The sequence below is a fragment of the Candidatus Abawacabacteria bacterium genome, from assembly GCA_016207805.1.
Taxonomy (GTDB): Bacteria; Patescibacteriota; Gracilibacteria; order RBG-16-42-10; family RBG-16-42-10; genus JACQZO01.
On the sequence record JACQZO010000025.1, the window covers coordinates 29,440 to 45,698 of the forward strand.

Consider the following 16,259-nt stretch of genomic DNA (forward strand, 5'->3'; position numbering starts at 1 on the left):
TATCTATAAGCCCATGCATCATAGGCCAGGAGAAGATTCTTTAGTACAACCAGTTGCAAATACATTTTTAATAGATCCCATTAGCGAACGAATTCTATTAGGTTTGCACCCAAATGGTGATTGGCAGCCGATAGGTGGCAAAGGGAAGTCTCAAGAAATTAACGGAAAGCAAGAAATTGAAGATCCAGTTGAAAGTGCATTAGGTGAAGCTAATGAAGAGTTATTAGGATTACGAGAATTTAACTTAGAACGTGATGATTTCCATGAGCTGAGACACTTTCGCGTGGCAAGGACAGGAGATAAACTAGGCCTAGCTATTACGAGATTTCTAGCTGCTTTACCTTTAGGCTATGTCCCTAAAATCGATCATAGACACACAGATCACACCGGCCTTCGCTGGGTAGGGATAGAGGATCATCTAGTCGTGAGACCATCAGGAGGTCAGCCTGGACTGGAATTGAAAAGAGAAGTACGTGAGGATTTATGGCTACTTTTACGTCGTAGCATTGAAACGGGAACCGTGGTTACCGCTACGCCTCATAGTCAAATCGTAATTAAACCGGTTTTTTATGATCCAATCCGTAAGGCAATACTACTCTTTACCAAAGATGATCAGTATGCTTTACCTCATTATCCACATGATAAGAAAGATGAACATATTCATTATTCATTTGCGGAAGTTTTGCGAAGAATAATGCACGGGTTTCCCCTGGATGCTTCTCTCTCTGATCTCAGACAAAAACAACTATTTGTTTCTAGTGGTATATCCAGAAAAGGAAAACAGACATGGATGCTTTTTTATTTGTTTTACCACCCCCTGGTTGCAGTAGCTTATAGTGATCTGTCGTCGGCTGAGTATTGCTGGCTGCCAATTGATGATGAAGCTGCTATAGAAAAGTATGTTGTGCAGCGTTATCAAGCCGATGTCCGCCAAACAATAAGCCAAATTATGGCAATTCATGAAGGCTCATCTCGAGACTGTCTGGCTCAAATGGCTAACTTGTTGCCGATGAACTTGGGAGAGCGAGATAGTGTTGCGATCAAATTAAGGTAACCTTACCCCTTTTTATATGAGAATAGATAATTTTATACTGATCTAGATTGAACTTTTGTGTTTGATCAACCAATGGAAAAAGACGGTCATTATTCATGTGACTAGTGATACACCAACGATCGATAGTAAAAGTTTCTTTCAAATAGCCATCGTTAGAACTTTCTTCAATGGTAATAGCCCCATCATATGGCCACTGGGCAATACGTGTTTTCTCGAAAGCTCGGATTACGCGTGCATTATATTCTTCTATGGGCTCTTGTTGTAAGCAACTTCCTTTGCAGCGCTTAATATGATAACCAAAGCAGCAACCTGTGGTTTTCTGCAAATTAAGTAATTTCTGACAAAGCTGATGTTCCGAACTAAGAAATAGTAAACAATCCTGAGCTTGCTTTTGCGAAGTAAATACTCCCATTACCTTCTCCAAATCAGTAGTAGAGATCTCTTCAATATAATCTCCCTTGACACTCCAATAGCCATGAGAATCAACTACTTTAAAGAGCACAAATAATTTTTTTACCCGACGCAATTGATGATTATATAAAGGAAACTTTTCCTTAATTAGTTTGCTTTCCAATAACAGAGCACCTAATTCTCCTGCAGTTGGTACCGTTTCTATCTTTGCTAAACTAGTAAAGATTTTCATTGCTTTACTGGAACGTACACTGTTTTGAAAGTGCTGCTTCACTCGTTCCTGAATATTAATACTTTTCCCAATATATAGTGGCGTATTTTCGTGATCATAAAAAATGTATACCCCCGGTCCTTTGGGTAAGTCACGAATGAGATGTGGTGCCAGTTGAGGAGGAACTCTTTGGGTTTTGATAATTTCAGTAATAGCCTGCTCGAGGAATTGCGGTTCAAAACGTTGGCCCAGAATTTGTAAAAAATCCCATAAGGCTTGAGCATCAGCAAGGGCCCTATGTCTTGCTTCAGTGCTAATATTAAAACGGTCAATGAGATGACTTAAACTATGCCGAGTATATTCAGGAAAAAGTTTGCGAGATAATCGGACAGTACAGAGAGTTTTGGCTTGGAAGGTGATTCCCATTCGTTCAAATTCAGCACGAATGAAACCATAATCAAAGGCAACATTGTGCGCCACGAACACTGCTCCTTCGAGAGTGTCTAAGAGTTCCTGAGCGACATCCTGAAACAAAGGAGCATCTTTCACATCGTGACTGGTGATACCAGTCAATTCAGAAATCATCTCAGGAATATATTGCCGCGGATTGATTAAAGTTGTGAAAGTTTTTTGGAGTTTATTATTTTCGATCACCAGTACTCCTATTTCGAGTACTCGATCTTGAGATAATCGTGAGCCAGTAGTTTCTATATCTACTATTGCAAAACGCATACAAAACAAAAATGAATATTGCCGAATGGGCGGAAAGAATGAAGCAAATGGCTATTTTTTTCAACTCACCATCTACACCTATTCTATTCCCATTCTATCATTCTTCACACTCAATTCTCCATTCTTGCCCCATGGGGGCTTATGGTGTATGAAAAAGAGAGTTAACCAAATGTCTATGGCGGCTACTGGAATACATGAATCACTTTGGTTAGATACTTTTGACTGGAAACAAAAGTATCCTAAATTAACCACTGATATCACTGCGGAGATATGTGTAGTCGGTGCTGGTATTAGCGGCCTGACAGTGGCTTATTTATTGCAAAAAGCCGGCAAAAAGGTGATCTTGGTCGAAGCGGGAAATATTGGTTCGGGAGAAACCGCTAGGACGACAGCCCATTTGGCTAGTGCTCTAGATGATGGTTTTGCCCATTTGAAAAAGCTATTTGGTATTGATGGTTTAAGGCTGGCTTTACAAAGTCATCAAGAAGCAATTGATTTTATTGCTAACCTGACTAAAAAAGAAAAGATTGATTGTGACTTTGCTTGGTTAGAGGGCTATCTATTCCCTACCACTGACGAAGAAGCTGCCGAATTACAAAAAGAAGCTGAGGTGTTAGCTGAGGTAAATGTACTAAAGGCGCAATTCAAAAAGTTACCGATAGCCAAACTCAGCCGATATCAGAGTTTAGTATTCGCTAAGCAAGGCCAGTTTCATCCCCTTAAGTATTTAGCTGGTTTAAGCAAAAGATTTAGCAGTATGGGAGGAGAGATATTCACCAATACATATATTAATGAAGTAAAAGAAAAAGGAGAGGCGACAATACTTACCACTCGCGATGGTAGGTGCATAGGCGCTCAATACGCTGTAATCACAACCAATACACCGTTTAATGACAAAGTGACCATGCATACCAAGCAAGCAGCATATCGTTCCTATGCTGTCGGTTTGGAAATAGCTAAAGGAGTCATTCCTACTGCGCTTTATTGGGATATGCACCAGCCATATCATTATGTCCGTATCTATGAACGAAAGGATCAGACCAGCGATATACTTATTGTTGGCGGCGAGGATCACAAAACTGGTCAGGATGATAATTCCGAAAAAAGGTTTCTTGATTTAATTCAATGGGCGCAAACATATTTTTCTAATTTAGGAGTATGTCGATATCGCTGGTCCGGTCAGATCATTGAACCGGTGGACAGCTTGGCCTTCATTGGCTTAAATCCAGGGGATAAGCGAACTTTTATTGCTACCGGAGATTCTGGTCATGGTTTAACCCATGGTACTATCGCTGGGCAGCTCATATCTGATCTTATTTTAAAAAGGAATAATCCTTGGGAAAAACTCTATCAGCCAGCACGAAAGAATTGGTGGGCAGCATGTGAGTTTGCCCAGGAGAATCTTAATGTTGCTAAGCAATATCTTGATACTATCAGTCCTGGAGAAGTGAAAAACAGTAAAGTCATTGCCCCTGGCGAAGGGGCTGTGATCAGAAAGGGGATCAAGAAAATAGCTGTATATAGGAATAAGCAGGGTAAATTACAAAAACTTTCAGCGGTATGTCCTCATCTCGGTTGCATTGTAAAATGGAATAAAGCGGAAACGACCTGGGATTGTCCTTGTCATGGCTCGCGTTTCAATGCTCAAGGAGAAGTGCTCAATGGGCCGGCACATACTAATTTAGAAAAGTTATGAAACCCATTTTAGAGGAATTTAAAAAGTTTGCGGTAAGAGGCAATGTGATTGATATGGCTATCGGTATTATGATTGGCACGGCTTTCAATCGTATCGTGTCATCTCTGGTCGAAGATATTATTATGCCCCCTTTAGGTTTATTAATTGGCGGTGTTAAATTTGCTGATTACAAAGTCTTATTGAGACCAGAATTTACTGATATTGCTGGTAAAGTAATTTCACCACCGTTATTTCTCAACTATGGTTCTTTTATTGGTGCGCTATTTAACTTTTTGATTATTGCTTTTTCTATGTTTGTCGCTGTCAAGATGATTAATACCTTCAAAGAACGGCTAAAAAAACAGGAGGAAGTAAAACCGAGTTCAGCTCCTCAAGACATTATTTTGCTGACGCAGATTCGTGACTTATTGGCCAACAAAAAATGATTATTCGCCCCGCCGATGGCCACTTTGACCATGATGCTTCATGACCGTGCGAGCAGCGACTTCTTCGGCACGTTTGCCATAACGGCCGCTTTTTTCAGCGCTCTCTTTAATGTGCTCATACATTCTTTGTTCTTTGGCATCAACACCGCGCAGTGGTTTTGTAGACTTTTTAGCTTGTGGCATAAGAAAAGGTTAATAGTACCAAAAAGGAATTATACGCTTCGGGAATGCTTTGTGAAGCAAGCAGCCTGGACCATGAGCCAGGATGATAGGGGAATTAAGGGCCTAGTATCTAATTGTATTAGTGAAATCAATTTCACTTGATAGCGGGTATTGGTAACTTCTAGGATGAGCGCGAACTAAATATCTTTATGCACTATGACAATCTTCATCCTCTTCAAATGGTAATGCTTCATAAAATGATGTCATTACCATTTGCTCGCTTTCGTGATTTACGCGTAGAGGGTTTGGCTACTGACCATGTGACCTATCATATCAAAGCTTTAATCAAACAGGGTTTGTTACTGAAAAATAGTGACAGTTTATATGAATTGACTGATCAGGGAAAAGAATATGTGGGTCGAATTGACGAACGTACGGCTAAAATTGAAACTCAGGGCAAAAGAGGGGTTTTGGTGCGTTGTCAAAAAAAAGAACATGGTCAGGCTTTTTATTTAGCCAATCGTCGTCTGAAGCAACCTTTTTTAGATTATGTCGGTTTTCATACCGGCAAGGTAAAAGAAGGGGAAAGTATTTATCAGGCAGCTGCACGAGAGTTGAAAGAGGAGGCTGGTGTACAAGCCGATCTCCATTTGGTAGCGATATTTCATTATATAGATTACAAAGAAAATGGGGATTTTTTGCGAGATATTTATTTTTATGTATTTAATGGCTTTAATATCTCGGGTGATTTAATCATGCATAATCCAGAAGAGGGAGTAGAGAACTTTTGGATCACTGCTGCCAATTTGAAGAAGCAAAAAACTTTTCCCGGCTTTTGGCAAAGACCAATGTTTTTAAATGAAAGAAGCAAAAAGTCATCGGAAAACACAATAAGTATTCATTTTAGAGAAAATGTGAGGGTGATAAAGGAGTTTTGAATTCTGAATGCAGAAAGCTGAATTCAGAATGGACAATGGGACGAAAGTTGTTGAGTAGGCGGTAATGTATAACTTTTTCAACTTTATTGAAAAAAGCGGCGTAGCCTTCTGCCTCAATTCAGAATTCAGCACTCAGAATTCTGAATTTCTTACTTGCTTAACTCTCCACCATTTTCATGAGATAATGTCTTTCACTTAACTTGTATAGTTATGGAAAAAACAGCTCAGCTTCCTACCCTTAAGTTGGCAGACAATATTCCAGTTGCTATTCAATTTGATGGTGTTTTGGGCAAAGAGTATTTGAATGAACAATATGGTACCAAGTCGTATATGTACGTAGTATTTGATGTTGGTGACCAAGAAAACAAAAAGGTTTGGTTTGCTACTGAAAAACAACATGCGATTCTTCAAGAAGCGAAAGTGCAACCAGGCAAAACCTATCTACTCTTGAAAGAAAAGTTACCTGAAGAAAAGTATACCCAATTTAAAGTACGTCCATTAACTGAAAAAGAGCTTTCATCTCTCAATGTCTCTCAACAAATGAATGTATCGCCAATTGATCAGCTAGCAAAAGAGTTAAAGAGCTATCAGGCCGCCAAGAAAGACATTAAACTGGGAAATATTAGTCCTGAAGCAGCTGCTTGGGCACTGAAAACTGCTGTTATGGCTTATGATCTTTTTGAGCGCAATCATTTGTTGCATTCTATTGACGATATGGATGAGGCTTTGGAATACTTGGCTAAGAAGTTTTTGGTCATGCAAAAGAAGTTAATGCATGATATTTAGGTCTAGCTTAGTTTAATAGCTGCTAATTACCCTGCTAAGTGATGAGTATTTGGATGATATGAGGCTTAGTGAATTGGTTGCGTAAAAATTAGTGCAAAATATTTAGTGGCCTTAAGCCCCTTGCAAATTTTATTATTTGGCCTAAAATGGCCGCTCCCATATATCAATTGACAATTAGCTATCTATGAACGCAACGAAAATCAAGACAGGTGTGTGTGTGATCATCACCGATGCCGACCAAAAAATTCTTCTTGGTAAAAGACAAAATGTTTTAGGGGAAAATACTTGGGGACTTCCTGGAGGTCATCAAAAGCTGGGTGAAAGTATTTTTGAATGTGCCAAAAGAGAAGTTTTTGCTGAAGTGAATATTGAATTAGAGGCAATGGAATTAGTTGATGTTTCTGAAATAGTCGATACTGGTTTGGATTATCAATTGGTGGAATTGGGATACGCTTCTACCAAATGGCAAGGTATCTTGCAGTTGAAAGAGCATAAGTATTGTAGTGAATGGAAATTCTTTGATATCAATGAATTACCTGCTGACATTTATCTTCCCCATAAACCAATTGTTGAGCGCATGGTCAGTCGTTTGAAAAAAGAAGATACGAAACAAGAAAACAATCTTTATAATTATATCCATCCTCATTTCAAAATTGGTGTTCAAGACTTTGTTATCAATAAGAAAGGTCAATTATTAATGGGCTTACGCAAAGATCCTTATGACAAGGGAAATTGGGGTTTGCCTGGTGGCCATTTGGATGTAGGAGAGACTCTTGAAGAATGTGCCATTCGTGAATTAGAAGAAGAATCTGGTATTATTGCTACTCATGCTTTGCAGTTTGCGTATGTCGAGCAACCAATTACCTTATCAAATAAGCATTACCTGCATTTTGGTTACTTAATTAAAGATTTTGATGAAAGTATTCCTTTGATCAACGGTGAACCTGATGATGTAGACCACTGGGAATGGTTTGATCTCAATAATATGCCTCATAATTTGGCACCTACGCAAAGAGAAATGATTCTAAAATTTCTGAAGCTGAATAAAATTTCTTTTGCTAGAAACTAAATCTAAAAGAAGACATTCAAAAAAAGCAGGCACATTGTATCTGCTTTTTTTGGGCATATTCATATTTAGACAAATCAAGTAATTGCTGCTATATCGATCAATGGACACTATATTGGTTTAATTTTTGTCACTATCTATGTCTGCTATTGTTATTAAAGATCTTGCCAAAACCTACGCTAATGGGAAGCAGGCATTAAAAGGCGTTTCACTGGAAATTGAAAAAGGGGATTTTTTTGCTTTACTTGGTCCTAATGGTGCTGGTAAAACTACTATCATTGGTATTCTGACAGGATTAGTGAATAAAACTGCTGGTAGTGTATCGGTCTTTGGTCTTGATTTAGATCGTGCTCATAATCAAATTAAAAGATTAATTGGTGTGGTGCCCCAAGAGTTCAATTTTAGTATTTTTGAGAAGGTATTTGATATTGTAGTTTGGCAAGCCGGTTATTTTGGTATTCCTAGAAAAATAGCAGAAGAACGAGCAGAAAAGGTTCTTAAGAAATTAGAGTTGTGGGATAAAAAAGACCAACCATCGCGTGCTCTTTCTGGTGGTATGAAGCGCCGTTTAATGATTGCCAGAGCGCTTGTCCATGAACCAGAATTTCTTATTTTGGATGAACCTACTGCTGGAGTGGATGTAGAGCTGCGTCGTGGTATGTGGCAATATTTGCGCGAGTTGAATGCTCAGGGGACAACGATATTGCTTACTACTCATTATTTGGAAGAGGCAGAAGAATTGTGCCGCCATGTAGCAATCATCAAGCAGGGGGAAATAGTTAAAAAGGATAGCATCAAGAATGTGATTAGTTCTTTGGAAATACACACATTGATTTTGACCACATCCCCATTACCAGAAAATATCAAATTGGCCACGATTACAGTTAGAAGAATAGACGATGTTACCTTGGAGGCGGATCTAACTCATCAGACTGTGACCGAATTAGTTGAGGAACTGAAAAGTCTCAATATTGCTGTGCAAGATATTCGTGCCAAGGGAAATCGTTTGGAGACATTTTTTCTTAATCTTTTGAATCAGTAATATGCTGCAATCTCTCAATTGGATATCATTGGTCACAATCACCCAAAAAGAAGTTGTTCGCTTTTTGCGTATTTGGCCGCAGACTATTCTACCACCATTAATTAATCAATCACTGTATTTTATTATTTTTGGTACCTTTATTGGTTCGCAAATTCCGCCAGTGAATGGTGTTCCCTATATGGCTTTTTTGGTTCCCGGTTTAGTGATGATGGGTGTAATCAACAGTGCTTATTCCAATGTCGTTAGTTCATTTTTTGGTGCTAAGTTTCAAAAAAACATTGAAGAATTACTGGTTTCACCTACACCTTCTTGGGTAATTATTGCTGGTTTTACTTTAGGAGGAATGCTGCGCGGATTCTTGGTTGGTATAGTGGTCTTTGCCCTTTCAATGTTTTTTGTAGCGCCGCAAATTTATAGTTTAGCGATCATCTTGTTATTTATTGTTTGTACTGCTTTAGTGTTTGCCTTGGGCGGTCTATTAAATGCTATCTTCGCTACGAAGTTTGATGATATTAGTATATTTACTACCTTTATTCTCACCCCATTAACCTATTTGGGCGGCGTATTTTATTCAGTAAAAAGCTTACCAGCATTGTGGCAGACCTTATCTTATTTTAATCCTATTCTCTATTTGATCGATGGTTTCCGTTACGGTTTTTATGGTCAGGCTGACATTTCTCCCTGGGTAAGTATTGCCGTGTTACTCACCATGACCATAATTTTACTGGGAGCGAATATTTACCTGTTTAAGAAAGGAATTGGACTGAAACAATAAAGTAAATTCGGAATTCTGAATTCGAAATTCGGAATGGACAGGGGGACAAAAGTTGTTGAGCAAACAATGACGTATAACTTTTTCAACAAAATTGAAAAAAAACGGCATAGACTCCTGCCTCAATTCAGAATTCAGAATTCCGAATTCCGAATTCTCTCGTAATCTTTCTTAAATATAGTTTTAGCTATAATAAACGTGCTATGAGCAATAAATAAGGCTGCATAGACATCGATAGAGTAGTGTAGGTGACCTAGTAAAGAGCTAATGGCAAAAAGTATGGTAATGGCTAAGAAAAAGTAACCCAAGTATTTACGCTGCCAAAAAGTGAGCGAGATCAAAAAGGGTAGGGCAGTATGACCGGAAAAAAAGTAGTCGGCGCCATAGACAAAGCGCTCTGTCAGTGAATTAGCTAAAGATAAATTGGTGATCTCCAAAGGGGGGCCAAGATGGGTCAAAATAATTGCTAATGAACGAAATAGGTAAAGCAAAGCAATACCTTTGAGTAGAAAAGGAATGTGCTTCGGTTCATAGAGGGTAACCAAAAAGGTAAAAATGACCATCACAATTGCGCCTTCAATAAAAATGAGGCGCATATCAAATACTGGCAAATGATCGAGGATAAGGTCTCTGACTCCATTACTAATATTCTGAAAAGCATAGGTCCCCGCACGATAATTGAGTACGATACTCAATAGCAAAAACAAACTGCCAGAGACGGTAGAAATAATAAAATCTTTTTGTTGCCATAAATAAGAATGTCTTTTGAAAATAGAAAACATAATAAATAATTATTGTAGTTGATAACTTATTAATTCATAGCGAGCTATTTGGTCTGCTTCACTGGCATTACAAGTAAATCGGGCGAATTGATTGGTTTGGATTCGTTTGATGCTAACACAATGATACTGAGCATTGTTGGCTTTGAATATAATCTGTGCAGCATTTTCATCACCTTCAAACTGCTCAAGTTGTAAGTCTTGCCAGCCATACAATTGTGCTTTCTCTCGTACCAAGCATTCACCAGCTTGAATAGCTCGAGAGTAACAAGAGCGGCCGGCAAAGTGAGCTAAAGTTACCTTTTGCGCTTTTTCATTGGCGATAATACTGGCCAAACCGGGCTGATCTACACGACGATAATAAGCTCCATGGGGCAAAGAAAGTACATTAGCTGCAAACCGATCGCCCCCCAAATGGGTGGTTTGCCATACATTGTCACACTGGCTAGCTACAGTCAGGAAGAGATTGCTCCCATATTTGGCGCAGCAGGGATCATGTTTACCATTGGTACAAATAAAGAAATGTGTTTGAGCGGTTTCTTGAAAAGGAGCGGTAGGCGATTTGCTAATAAAATCAGCAAAGTCGATAGTGAGTAGTTCTTGATAAGAATTTACTTGACCATGCCAAAGTCTGTCCTTTTGTGCAGCACAATCTGCCCAAAATATATTTAATAGTGATGCCGGCTGGTCATTTTTCTTGATTAGTTGGATCCGGACAGCACTGCTACCATCATAAAGTTTCAATAGATGCTGCTTAACTCCCTCAGTTAAAGAACTTTCTTTCAACGCGCTATTTCCCCATGGTTCTGGACACTCAATCATAAGCCAAAAGCGAACCGGAGAAGCAGTCCCGAGAAAACTTTCCTGATTTTGTCGAGAAACGTCAGCACAAAAAGTATGCATAATCCCTAATTTAAAACTACTCCCAACTTCTAACTTTTATTTCTGCCTTCTGCCCTCTGCCTTCTGACTTCTCCTCTGTGCTTGATCTTTACCTAGAATACTTTCACTATGCAGATGGAATTCTAACTGTATGCAGCCTATTTTGAAACTATTTAGCCAGGCAGCTGTTGCTTGGCATCAGGACAATGCACAACGCTTGGGAGCGGCTCTTACTTTCTATGGCATATTTGCTTTGGCACCTTCACTAATAGTAATTTTTTCTTTAATTGGTCAATTTTACCACGGAGCTGAGGTGAAGGAGTTTGTATTAGCGCAAATTAACTTTTGGGTAAGTGAGCAGGGGAGAGATTTTTTTCATCAATTATTGGCGGAGGTGACTAGGCCAGAAGTAAATCGGCTTGCTTTTGCTGTGGGTAGCGCAGTAACGATAGTGGCAGCGACCAGTTTTGTCAGTGAGTTTCGAGAAACATTCGCTCTTATTTGGCAGGTGAAATCTGTACCTAAAAGCCGAATTATTGTTCTCGAGAGAATCGTTATTTGTTTGCTTCTATTACTTGGTTTGGCTCTCTTTTTACTGTTTTCTCTACTACTAACTACTATTCTTTCTGATTGGAGTAATATTCTTGTCCAGTGGCTAGCTATACCAATTAGTTGGTTGAAGCTACTAGATATTCTCTTGTCTTTTAGTGTAATGACAGTTTTTTTAACTATTCTTTTTCATGTTTTATCACCTGTATCACTGCGTAGTAGTAGTGCATTATGGGGAGCATTTACCACAGCTGTTCTGTTTTTAATTGGCAAGCAATTATTAACGTTTTATTTTCAATTCAGCTCCATAGGGTCTTTGTATGGTGCTGCCAGCGTATTAATGATTATTTTGCTCTGGATTTACTATGCTATCCAAATTTTGCTTTTTGGTTTAGAGATAGTCAAAGTACATCATCAAAAGATGCATTAATCAGCGAAACTTTTTAGCTGTCTGATATAGGTGGCCAAAGTAGTAGCCATTTGGTTGCGCAGTACTACTTTATTCTGAGGGAATATGCCATTCTCCAAAGTCACCATGTTATACTGATAAGCATATTGAGCAAATGGGGCAAAGCCATTTTCAGTGACACCAGCCAATGGTTCAGTACTTCTAGCAGCAAGCAATGTCGCTTTTAATTGTCTGTTGCTGCCTAAGAGAATTTTCACCATTTCACCAAAAGTGACTGGATTATTAGGATAAAACTTACCGTCTATACCATCTACTATTCCTAAATGCTGAGCAGTACCAATAATTAGTGACATTTCAGAATCATTGGTGGGTACATCGCTAAATACTGTGTTGGCCTGATATTGACCTGAATGATTGATACAGTTACCCATTAGCGCGATCTTGGTGAGCTCATAGCGGGTTAGGGACATATATGTACCAAACTCACCATTCTCATAGCCTTTGATCAAACGTTCATTGTTGAGGGGCTCAATGATAGTTGTCAAAAAGTGGATTGTAGCAGCATACTCAGTATTTTCAGCATCAGGAAAAGAAAGTGGTGGCGCACCATTGATTGCTAAGCAGCTGATACTTGTGGCCAAATCACTACTCTCTACCGTACTACTATCGATAGTAATTGTTGAAGAATTGATACGCCCATCACTGCTTAACCAATTGCCTGAGCTTCTATTGTTACCGCGGCCTATATTGCCCCAAGTAACTCTTGCCGATCCACCACCACTACCTCCAGAACTTTCTGAATCGTCTTCAACTGGTTCAATATATACTCCACGAATACCGGCATCAGTAATTTCTCCAACATTGATAATAAGCCCAGTTATGGGGTTGTCACCTCCAGTAATACTACTACCCGAAGGCGGTGAAAGTGTAATGGTGTAAGGATCACTGCTGACAGTCATATCGGTATCAATATCGCCAAATTCATCGGTAACTACATCTTGGTCCCCTAAACTGTGGCCAATGGTAATAATCGTGTCACTTGCTCCATCTGGTTCTCCCGTGTCTTGTGTGCCGTTACCATTGGTATCTGTAAAAAGATGAAAAAGTAAAGTACCTGTTCCACTGCTGATGGGATCTTGAGGAGTGAGTGTAGCCGAGTCACTATTATTGGTAGTATCTGGTTCCGTGCTCAATGTTGAACCAGTAGCAGTATTTACAATCGCTTCAGTGCCAGTGACGGTTACCGTAATATCTAAACTAGTAGATTCATTAGCTAATAAATCGCCAACTAACCATTCTCCTAATTCAGGATCATAAGCGCCTGCGCCTGTATCGCTTACCCATGAGGTTCCTGCGGGTAAAGTGTCAAGCACAGTAACTCCAGAAGCAGTCCCAATCCCATTATTTGTTACGGTAATAGTATAGGTCACTTGAGTATCGATGGTTGGTTCTTCATCATCTACACTCTTGGTAATCACGAGATCCGGAACTAATGTACTAGTATCAAGGAAGCCTATATCTAAGTCCAATACGGATTCACCAATAGTAACGGTTGCTGTGTCAGTTTGAGTACCGATACTAACATCGCTATCCAAAGATTCGTCACCGCCTTGATTTCCTAAAGTAAAACTGTATTCAGGTGGGACATTACTAATTACTAAATAGTTTTTGATAATTATATTGCCAGTATATGTCCAATGAACGTCATAAAAGCTTACGTCTCCATAACTTTCGATAGCAGAAAGTGTAGCTATGCCGTTAGTGTCTTCTGAGAAGGGGCCCACACTATACACTGTATTATCTGCCAAAGTGTGATCAATGTCTGGAGCACGAGATCCACAGCCAGCTTCATATAAAGTATCTCCGCTAGCACTTAGTAGCCGAATAGCTGTATTGTCAGCGACGCAAAAACCATCAGTACGAAATGATATATAATATGTAGCTCCGGAGATTACTGTACAGGAACGAACATCATAAACATCTGCATCACTATCACCAAAAGTAGTAAGTTCGCCACGACAATTTAAGTTCGGTTGAAAATTGAAATTATAATCACCATCGGAATCAGTACTGGTAGATGCTAGAAGCACATCACCACTACTGCGTACTTGGTAAAGATCTAAATCAATGTTAGCGATTCCATTAAGCTCGTCACCATCTTGAATGCCATTATAATTACTATCAAGCCAAATTCTATCTCCGAGTTGCGACGTTAATAAAGTATAATAACCAATATCAGTTAAATTAGTGATGCCATTGGTTAGCGATGTAATTATTTGGGGATTATTGCCAGTGGTAAGTGATTGACTTACATCAGGAGCAATATGTACCCGAAAATTATTCCCCAAAGTTAAATCAGGATACGTTTCCTCAGTAAAATAATAGTAACCATAGGTGTCAGTGGTCATGGTGGCTATGGCTGTTCCGGTTGGATGGGAACGTAAGGTCGCAACTAAGCCAACATATTGATAGTCTAAGTTGTCATTTAAGCGATTATTGTCGAGGTCATGAAAGGCGTAGCCGGTGATTGCCCTGGTACCCACTAAAATGTATTGATGATCCCTCGCAGGTCCATATGATTGGCCGGCAAACGTTCCATTGACATACACTTCGTGTAAAATTGAATCATTGTCAACAGTTAATCCAGTTAAACGGAAAAATATCCCATCTCCTGCTGCCAATGAAGTAGGAAAGGATGCCCCTTCAAATTGATAACCATTACTACTATTGATAGTACAAATACTGCCACTACCATCAAAGTCCAAAAGCAAATGATTTGCAGAAGAAGTGGTGACCATATAGGAACATGTCAAAGAACCAGAAAACGCAGAAATATCGTCACTTAACACCATGTTTTCTAGAGCATTAGGAGTAGTAGTGGTATTCATAATATCTATGAATATAGTCACACCACTGCTAGGAGGTACTAGCGCTGTCGTGGCCGGTGAGCCTCCGGGGTAATCTGTGCCACTATAAAAAGTAGTCATTCTGGAGGTGACTTCATCTCCAGCTTGAATAGGAAATGTATTAAGCCATGACCAAGGAAAGCTGTAATGAATGGTAATAAATAAAACTACTATACTGACAAGTAGTTTTATTTGGCCACTGATCAACTTCTGTTGAGGCAAAGCAAACTGCATGAGGGACAATATTTATTTTGGTGTTTCCCTTTATTGTAGCTTATTAAAACGATAAATGCTATTGCAAATACAGCGTTTCTCCAGTAATCTCTCGCGTTACTTTTTATTATCATAGTAGCTTGAAAAGGTCAGCACTAAAAACAATTACTTTACACTTAGATCCCAATTCAGTTCACGCCGCATCTTTGGGTATGTTTCGCTTTGTCGAAGGCCAACCTGAATTAGGTTTAACTTTATGTGAAATTTGGACTGCATACCGAGAGGCCCAAAGAAAGTTGGCGATGTTGCAGAATGGCAAGCCTATCGGAGAAGGTTTAGTGAATGCTGATGCTGCTTCTCTATACTGGCATATTGAGTATGTATTTAAGCGTGCTTTTGATCTGGCTATGCAAAAGGTATCACCTGGATTGCGTCAGCAGATTCTCACGATTTTTTATAGTAGAGTACGATTGGTTATTCTCCTCAATGGTGCAGTTCTAAGCCCTATTCATAGAAAGTATTTGAAAGAATTAACTTCTCTAGTAAAAGAGAAAAGAGGTGAGGTGTGGACTTTGATTGCCGGCAAGGACCCTAAAACACTTGGTTTAGGCTGTCAAAAACGTAGATTTACCACAGCGAAGCCACCACGTAGATTAAAAGGAGTAGTAAAAGTACCTTGTATCCACCAGGTTCATGAATCACTACGTGCTCAATGGGAAACCAGCGAGTCCCAAAGCGCTTGATTAAGACTTTCGCTCACCTAGGCACAATGAAGCTGCTGGGATATTGTGATGTGTAATAACACATTATATGTGTATTTCATTTCTCTCTCAGCCTGTTTATGCTGGTTTTCCTAGTCCTGCAGAGGATTACGAAGAAGCACCAATTGACCTAGAAAAGTACCTAATCAATAACAAAGCAGCTACTTTCTTAGGACGAGTTGCGGGAAACTCTATGCGGTCTGCGGGCTTTTTTGCCAATGATATTCTGGTCATTGACCGATCTTTGGTACCTCACACAGGTCAAATCATAGTGGGACGGCTAGAGTCTAGTTTCGTGGTGAAGTTTTATCATTTTAATAACAATAAAATTATTCTACGATCGGCAGATCAAGACTTTCCTGAAATTATTATCACAGCAGAAACAGACTTTGAATTATGGGGTGTAGTGACAGGAGTGGTGCGTAAAGTTTCATTATATGCTCAGTGATGATTGTGAGTTTTGGT

The 16,259-nt window shown here is 39.3% G+C and carries 16 protein-coding genes; 11 read left to right on the forward strand and 5 right to left on the reverse strand.

Annotation, left to right across the window (positions count from 1 at the left end):
- The first annotated feature begins 13 nt into the window (after window positions 1-13).
- Complete coding sequence (locus HY817_05505; GenBank protein MBI4836682.1) at window positions 14-1,054, forward strand: hypothetical protein; 1,041 nt, start codon at window positions 14-16, stop codon at window positions 1,052-1,054.
- On the opposite strand, the gene HY817_05510 is transcribed toward HY817_05505, so the two are convergent.
- Entirely contained in the window at window positions 1,041-2,408 is a 1,368-nt protein-coding gene (locus HY817_05510) for a GIY-YIG nuclease family protein (GenBank protein MBI4836683.1), read from the reverse strand. The two genes, HY817_05505 and HY817_05510, sit on opposite strands and share 14 nt — an antisense overlap.
- Before the next feature lie 175 nt (window positions 2,409-2,583).
- On the opposite strand from HY817_05510, the gene HY817_05515 reads away from it, so the two are divergent.
- Window positions 2,584-4,104, forward strand: a complete 1,521-nt coding sequence (locus HY817_05515; GenBank protein MBI4836684.1) for an FAD-dependent oxidoreductase — start codon at window positions 2,584-2,586, stop codon at window positions 4,102-4,104.
- A 5-nt stretch (window positions 4,105-4,109) separates the two neighbouring features.
- The gene (gene mscL / locus HY817_05520; GenBank protein ID MBI4836685.1) at window positions 4,110-4,529 is read left to right on the forward strand and encodes a large-conductance mechanosensitive channel protein MscL; all 420 of its coding nucleotides are present in this window, start codon (window positions 4,110-4,112) and stop codon (window positions 4,527-4,529) included.
- Here the strand turns inward: mscL and HY817_05525 are convergent, their stop codons facing one another.
- A complete protein-coding gene (locus tag HY817_05525) occupies window positions 4,530-4,712 on the reverse strand; it encodes a hypothetical protein (GenBank protein ID MBI4836686.1) in 183 nt (60 codons plus the stop codon).
- A gap of 188 nt (window positions 4,713-4,900) precedes the next feature.
- Between HY817_05525 and HY817_05530 the strand changes: the two genes are divergently transcribed.
- The 5 genes from HY817_05530 (at window position 4,901) to HY817_05550 (ending at window position 9,298) form a co-directional block, all read left to right on the forward strand.
- Complete coding sequence (locus tag HY817_05530; GenBank protein MBI4836687.1) at window positions 4,901-5,629, forward strand: NUDIX hydrolase; 729 nt, start codon at window positions 4,901-4,903, stop codon at window positions 5,627-5,629.
- Window positions 5,630-5,839: 210 nt separating this feature from the next.
- Window positions 5,840-6,415: a hypothetical protein gene (locus HY817_05535; GenBank protein MBI4836688.1), complete on the forward strand. Its 576-nt coding sequence runs from the start codon at window positions 5,840-5,842 to the stop codon at window positions 6,413-6,415.
- A 184-nt stretch (window positions 6,416-6,599) separates the two neighbouring features.
- Entirely contained in the window at window positions 6,600-7,484 is an 885-nt protein-coding gene (locus tag HY817_05540; protein MBI4836689.1) for an NUDIX domain-containing protein, read from the forward strand.
- Between the two features lie 136 nt (window positions 7,485-7,620).
- Window positions 7,621-8,523 carry an ABC transporter ATP-binding protein gene (locus HY817_05545; protein MBI4836690.1) on the forward strand — a complete coding sequence of 301 codons (903 nt, stop codon included), beginning with the start codon at window positions 7,621-7,623 and terminating at the stop codon, window positions 8,521-8,523.
- Between the two features lies 1 nt (window position 8,524).
- A complete protein-coding gene (locus HY817_05550; GenBank protein MBI4836691.1) occupies window positions 8,525-9,298 on the forward strand; it encodes an ABC transporter permease in 774 nt (257 codons plus the stop codon).
- 131 nt (window positions 9,299-9,429) lie between these two features.
- Here HY817_05550 and HY817_05555 read toward each other — a convergent pair whose 3' ends face one another.
- A complete protein-coding gene (locus HY817_05555) occupies window positions 9,430-10,077 on the reverse strand; it encodes a hypothetical protein (protein ID MBI4836692.1) in 648 nt (215 codons plus the stop codon).
- 9 nt (window positions 10,078-10,086) lie between these two features.
- Window positions 10,087-10,977 carry a hypothetical protein gene (locus HY817_05560; protein MBI4836693.1) on the reverse strand — a complete coding sequence of 297 codons (891 nt, stop codon included), beginning with the start codon at window positions 10,975-10,977 and terminating at the stop codon, window positions 10,087-10,089.
- Between the two features lie 130 nt (window positions 10,978-11,107).
- On the opposite strand from HY817_05560, the gene HY817_05565 reads away from it, so the two are divergent.
- On the forward strand, window positions 11,108-11,935 hold the full coding sequence (locus HY817_05565) for a YihY/virulence factor BrkB family protein (GenBank protein ID MBI4836694.1): 828 nt from the start codon (window positions 11,108-11,110) through the stop codon (window positions 11,933-11,935).
- Here the strand turns inward: HY817_05565 and HY817_05570 are convergent.
- Window positions 11,932-15,054: a DUF11 domain-containing protein gene (locus HY817_05570; protein ID MBI4836695.1), complete on the reverse strand. Its 3,123-nt coding sequence runs from the start codon at window positions 15,052-15,054 to the stop codon at window positions 11,932-11,934. The genes HY817_05565 and HY817_05570 overlap by 4 nt on opposite strands.
- 191 nt (window positions 15,055-15,245) lie before the next feature.
- On the opposite strand from HY817_05570, the gene HY817_05575 reads away from it, so the two are divergent.
- Together HY817_05575 and umuD are read left to right on the forward strand one after the other, a co-directional pair.
- A complete protein-coding gene (locus HY817_05575) occupies window positions 15,246-15,776 on the forward strand; it encodes a hypothetical protein (GenBank protein ID MBI4836696.1) in 531 nt (176 codons plus the stop codon).
- Between the two features lie 67 nt (window positions 15,777-15,843).
- Window positions 15,844-16,242: a translesion error-prone DNA polymerase V autoproteolytic subunit gene (gene umuD, locus HY817_05580; protein ID MBI4836697.1), complete on the forward strand. Its 399-nt coding sequence runs from the start codon at window positions 15,844-15,846 to the stop codon at window positions 16,240-16,242.
- Window positions 16,243-16,259: the final 17 nt, after the last annotated feature.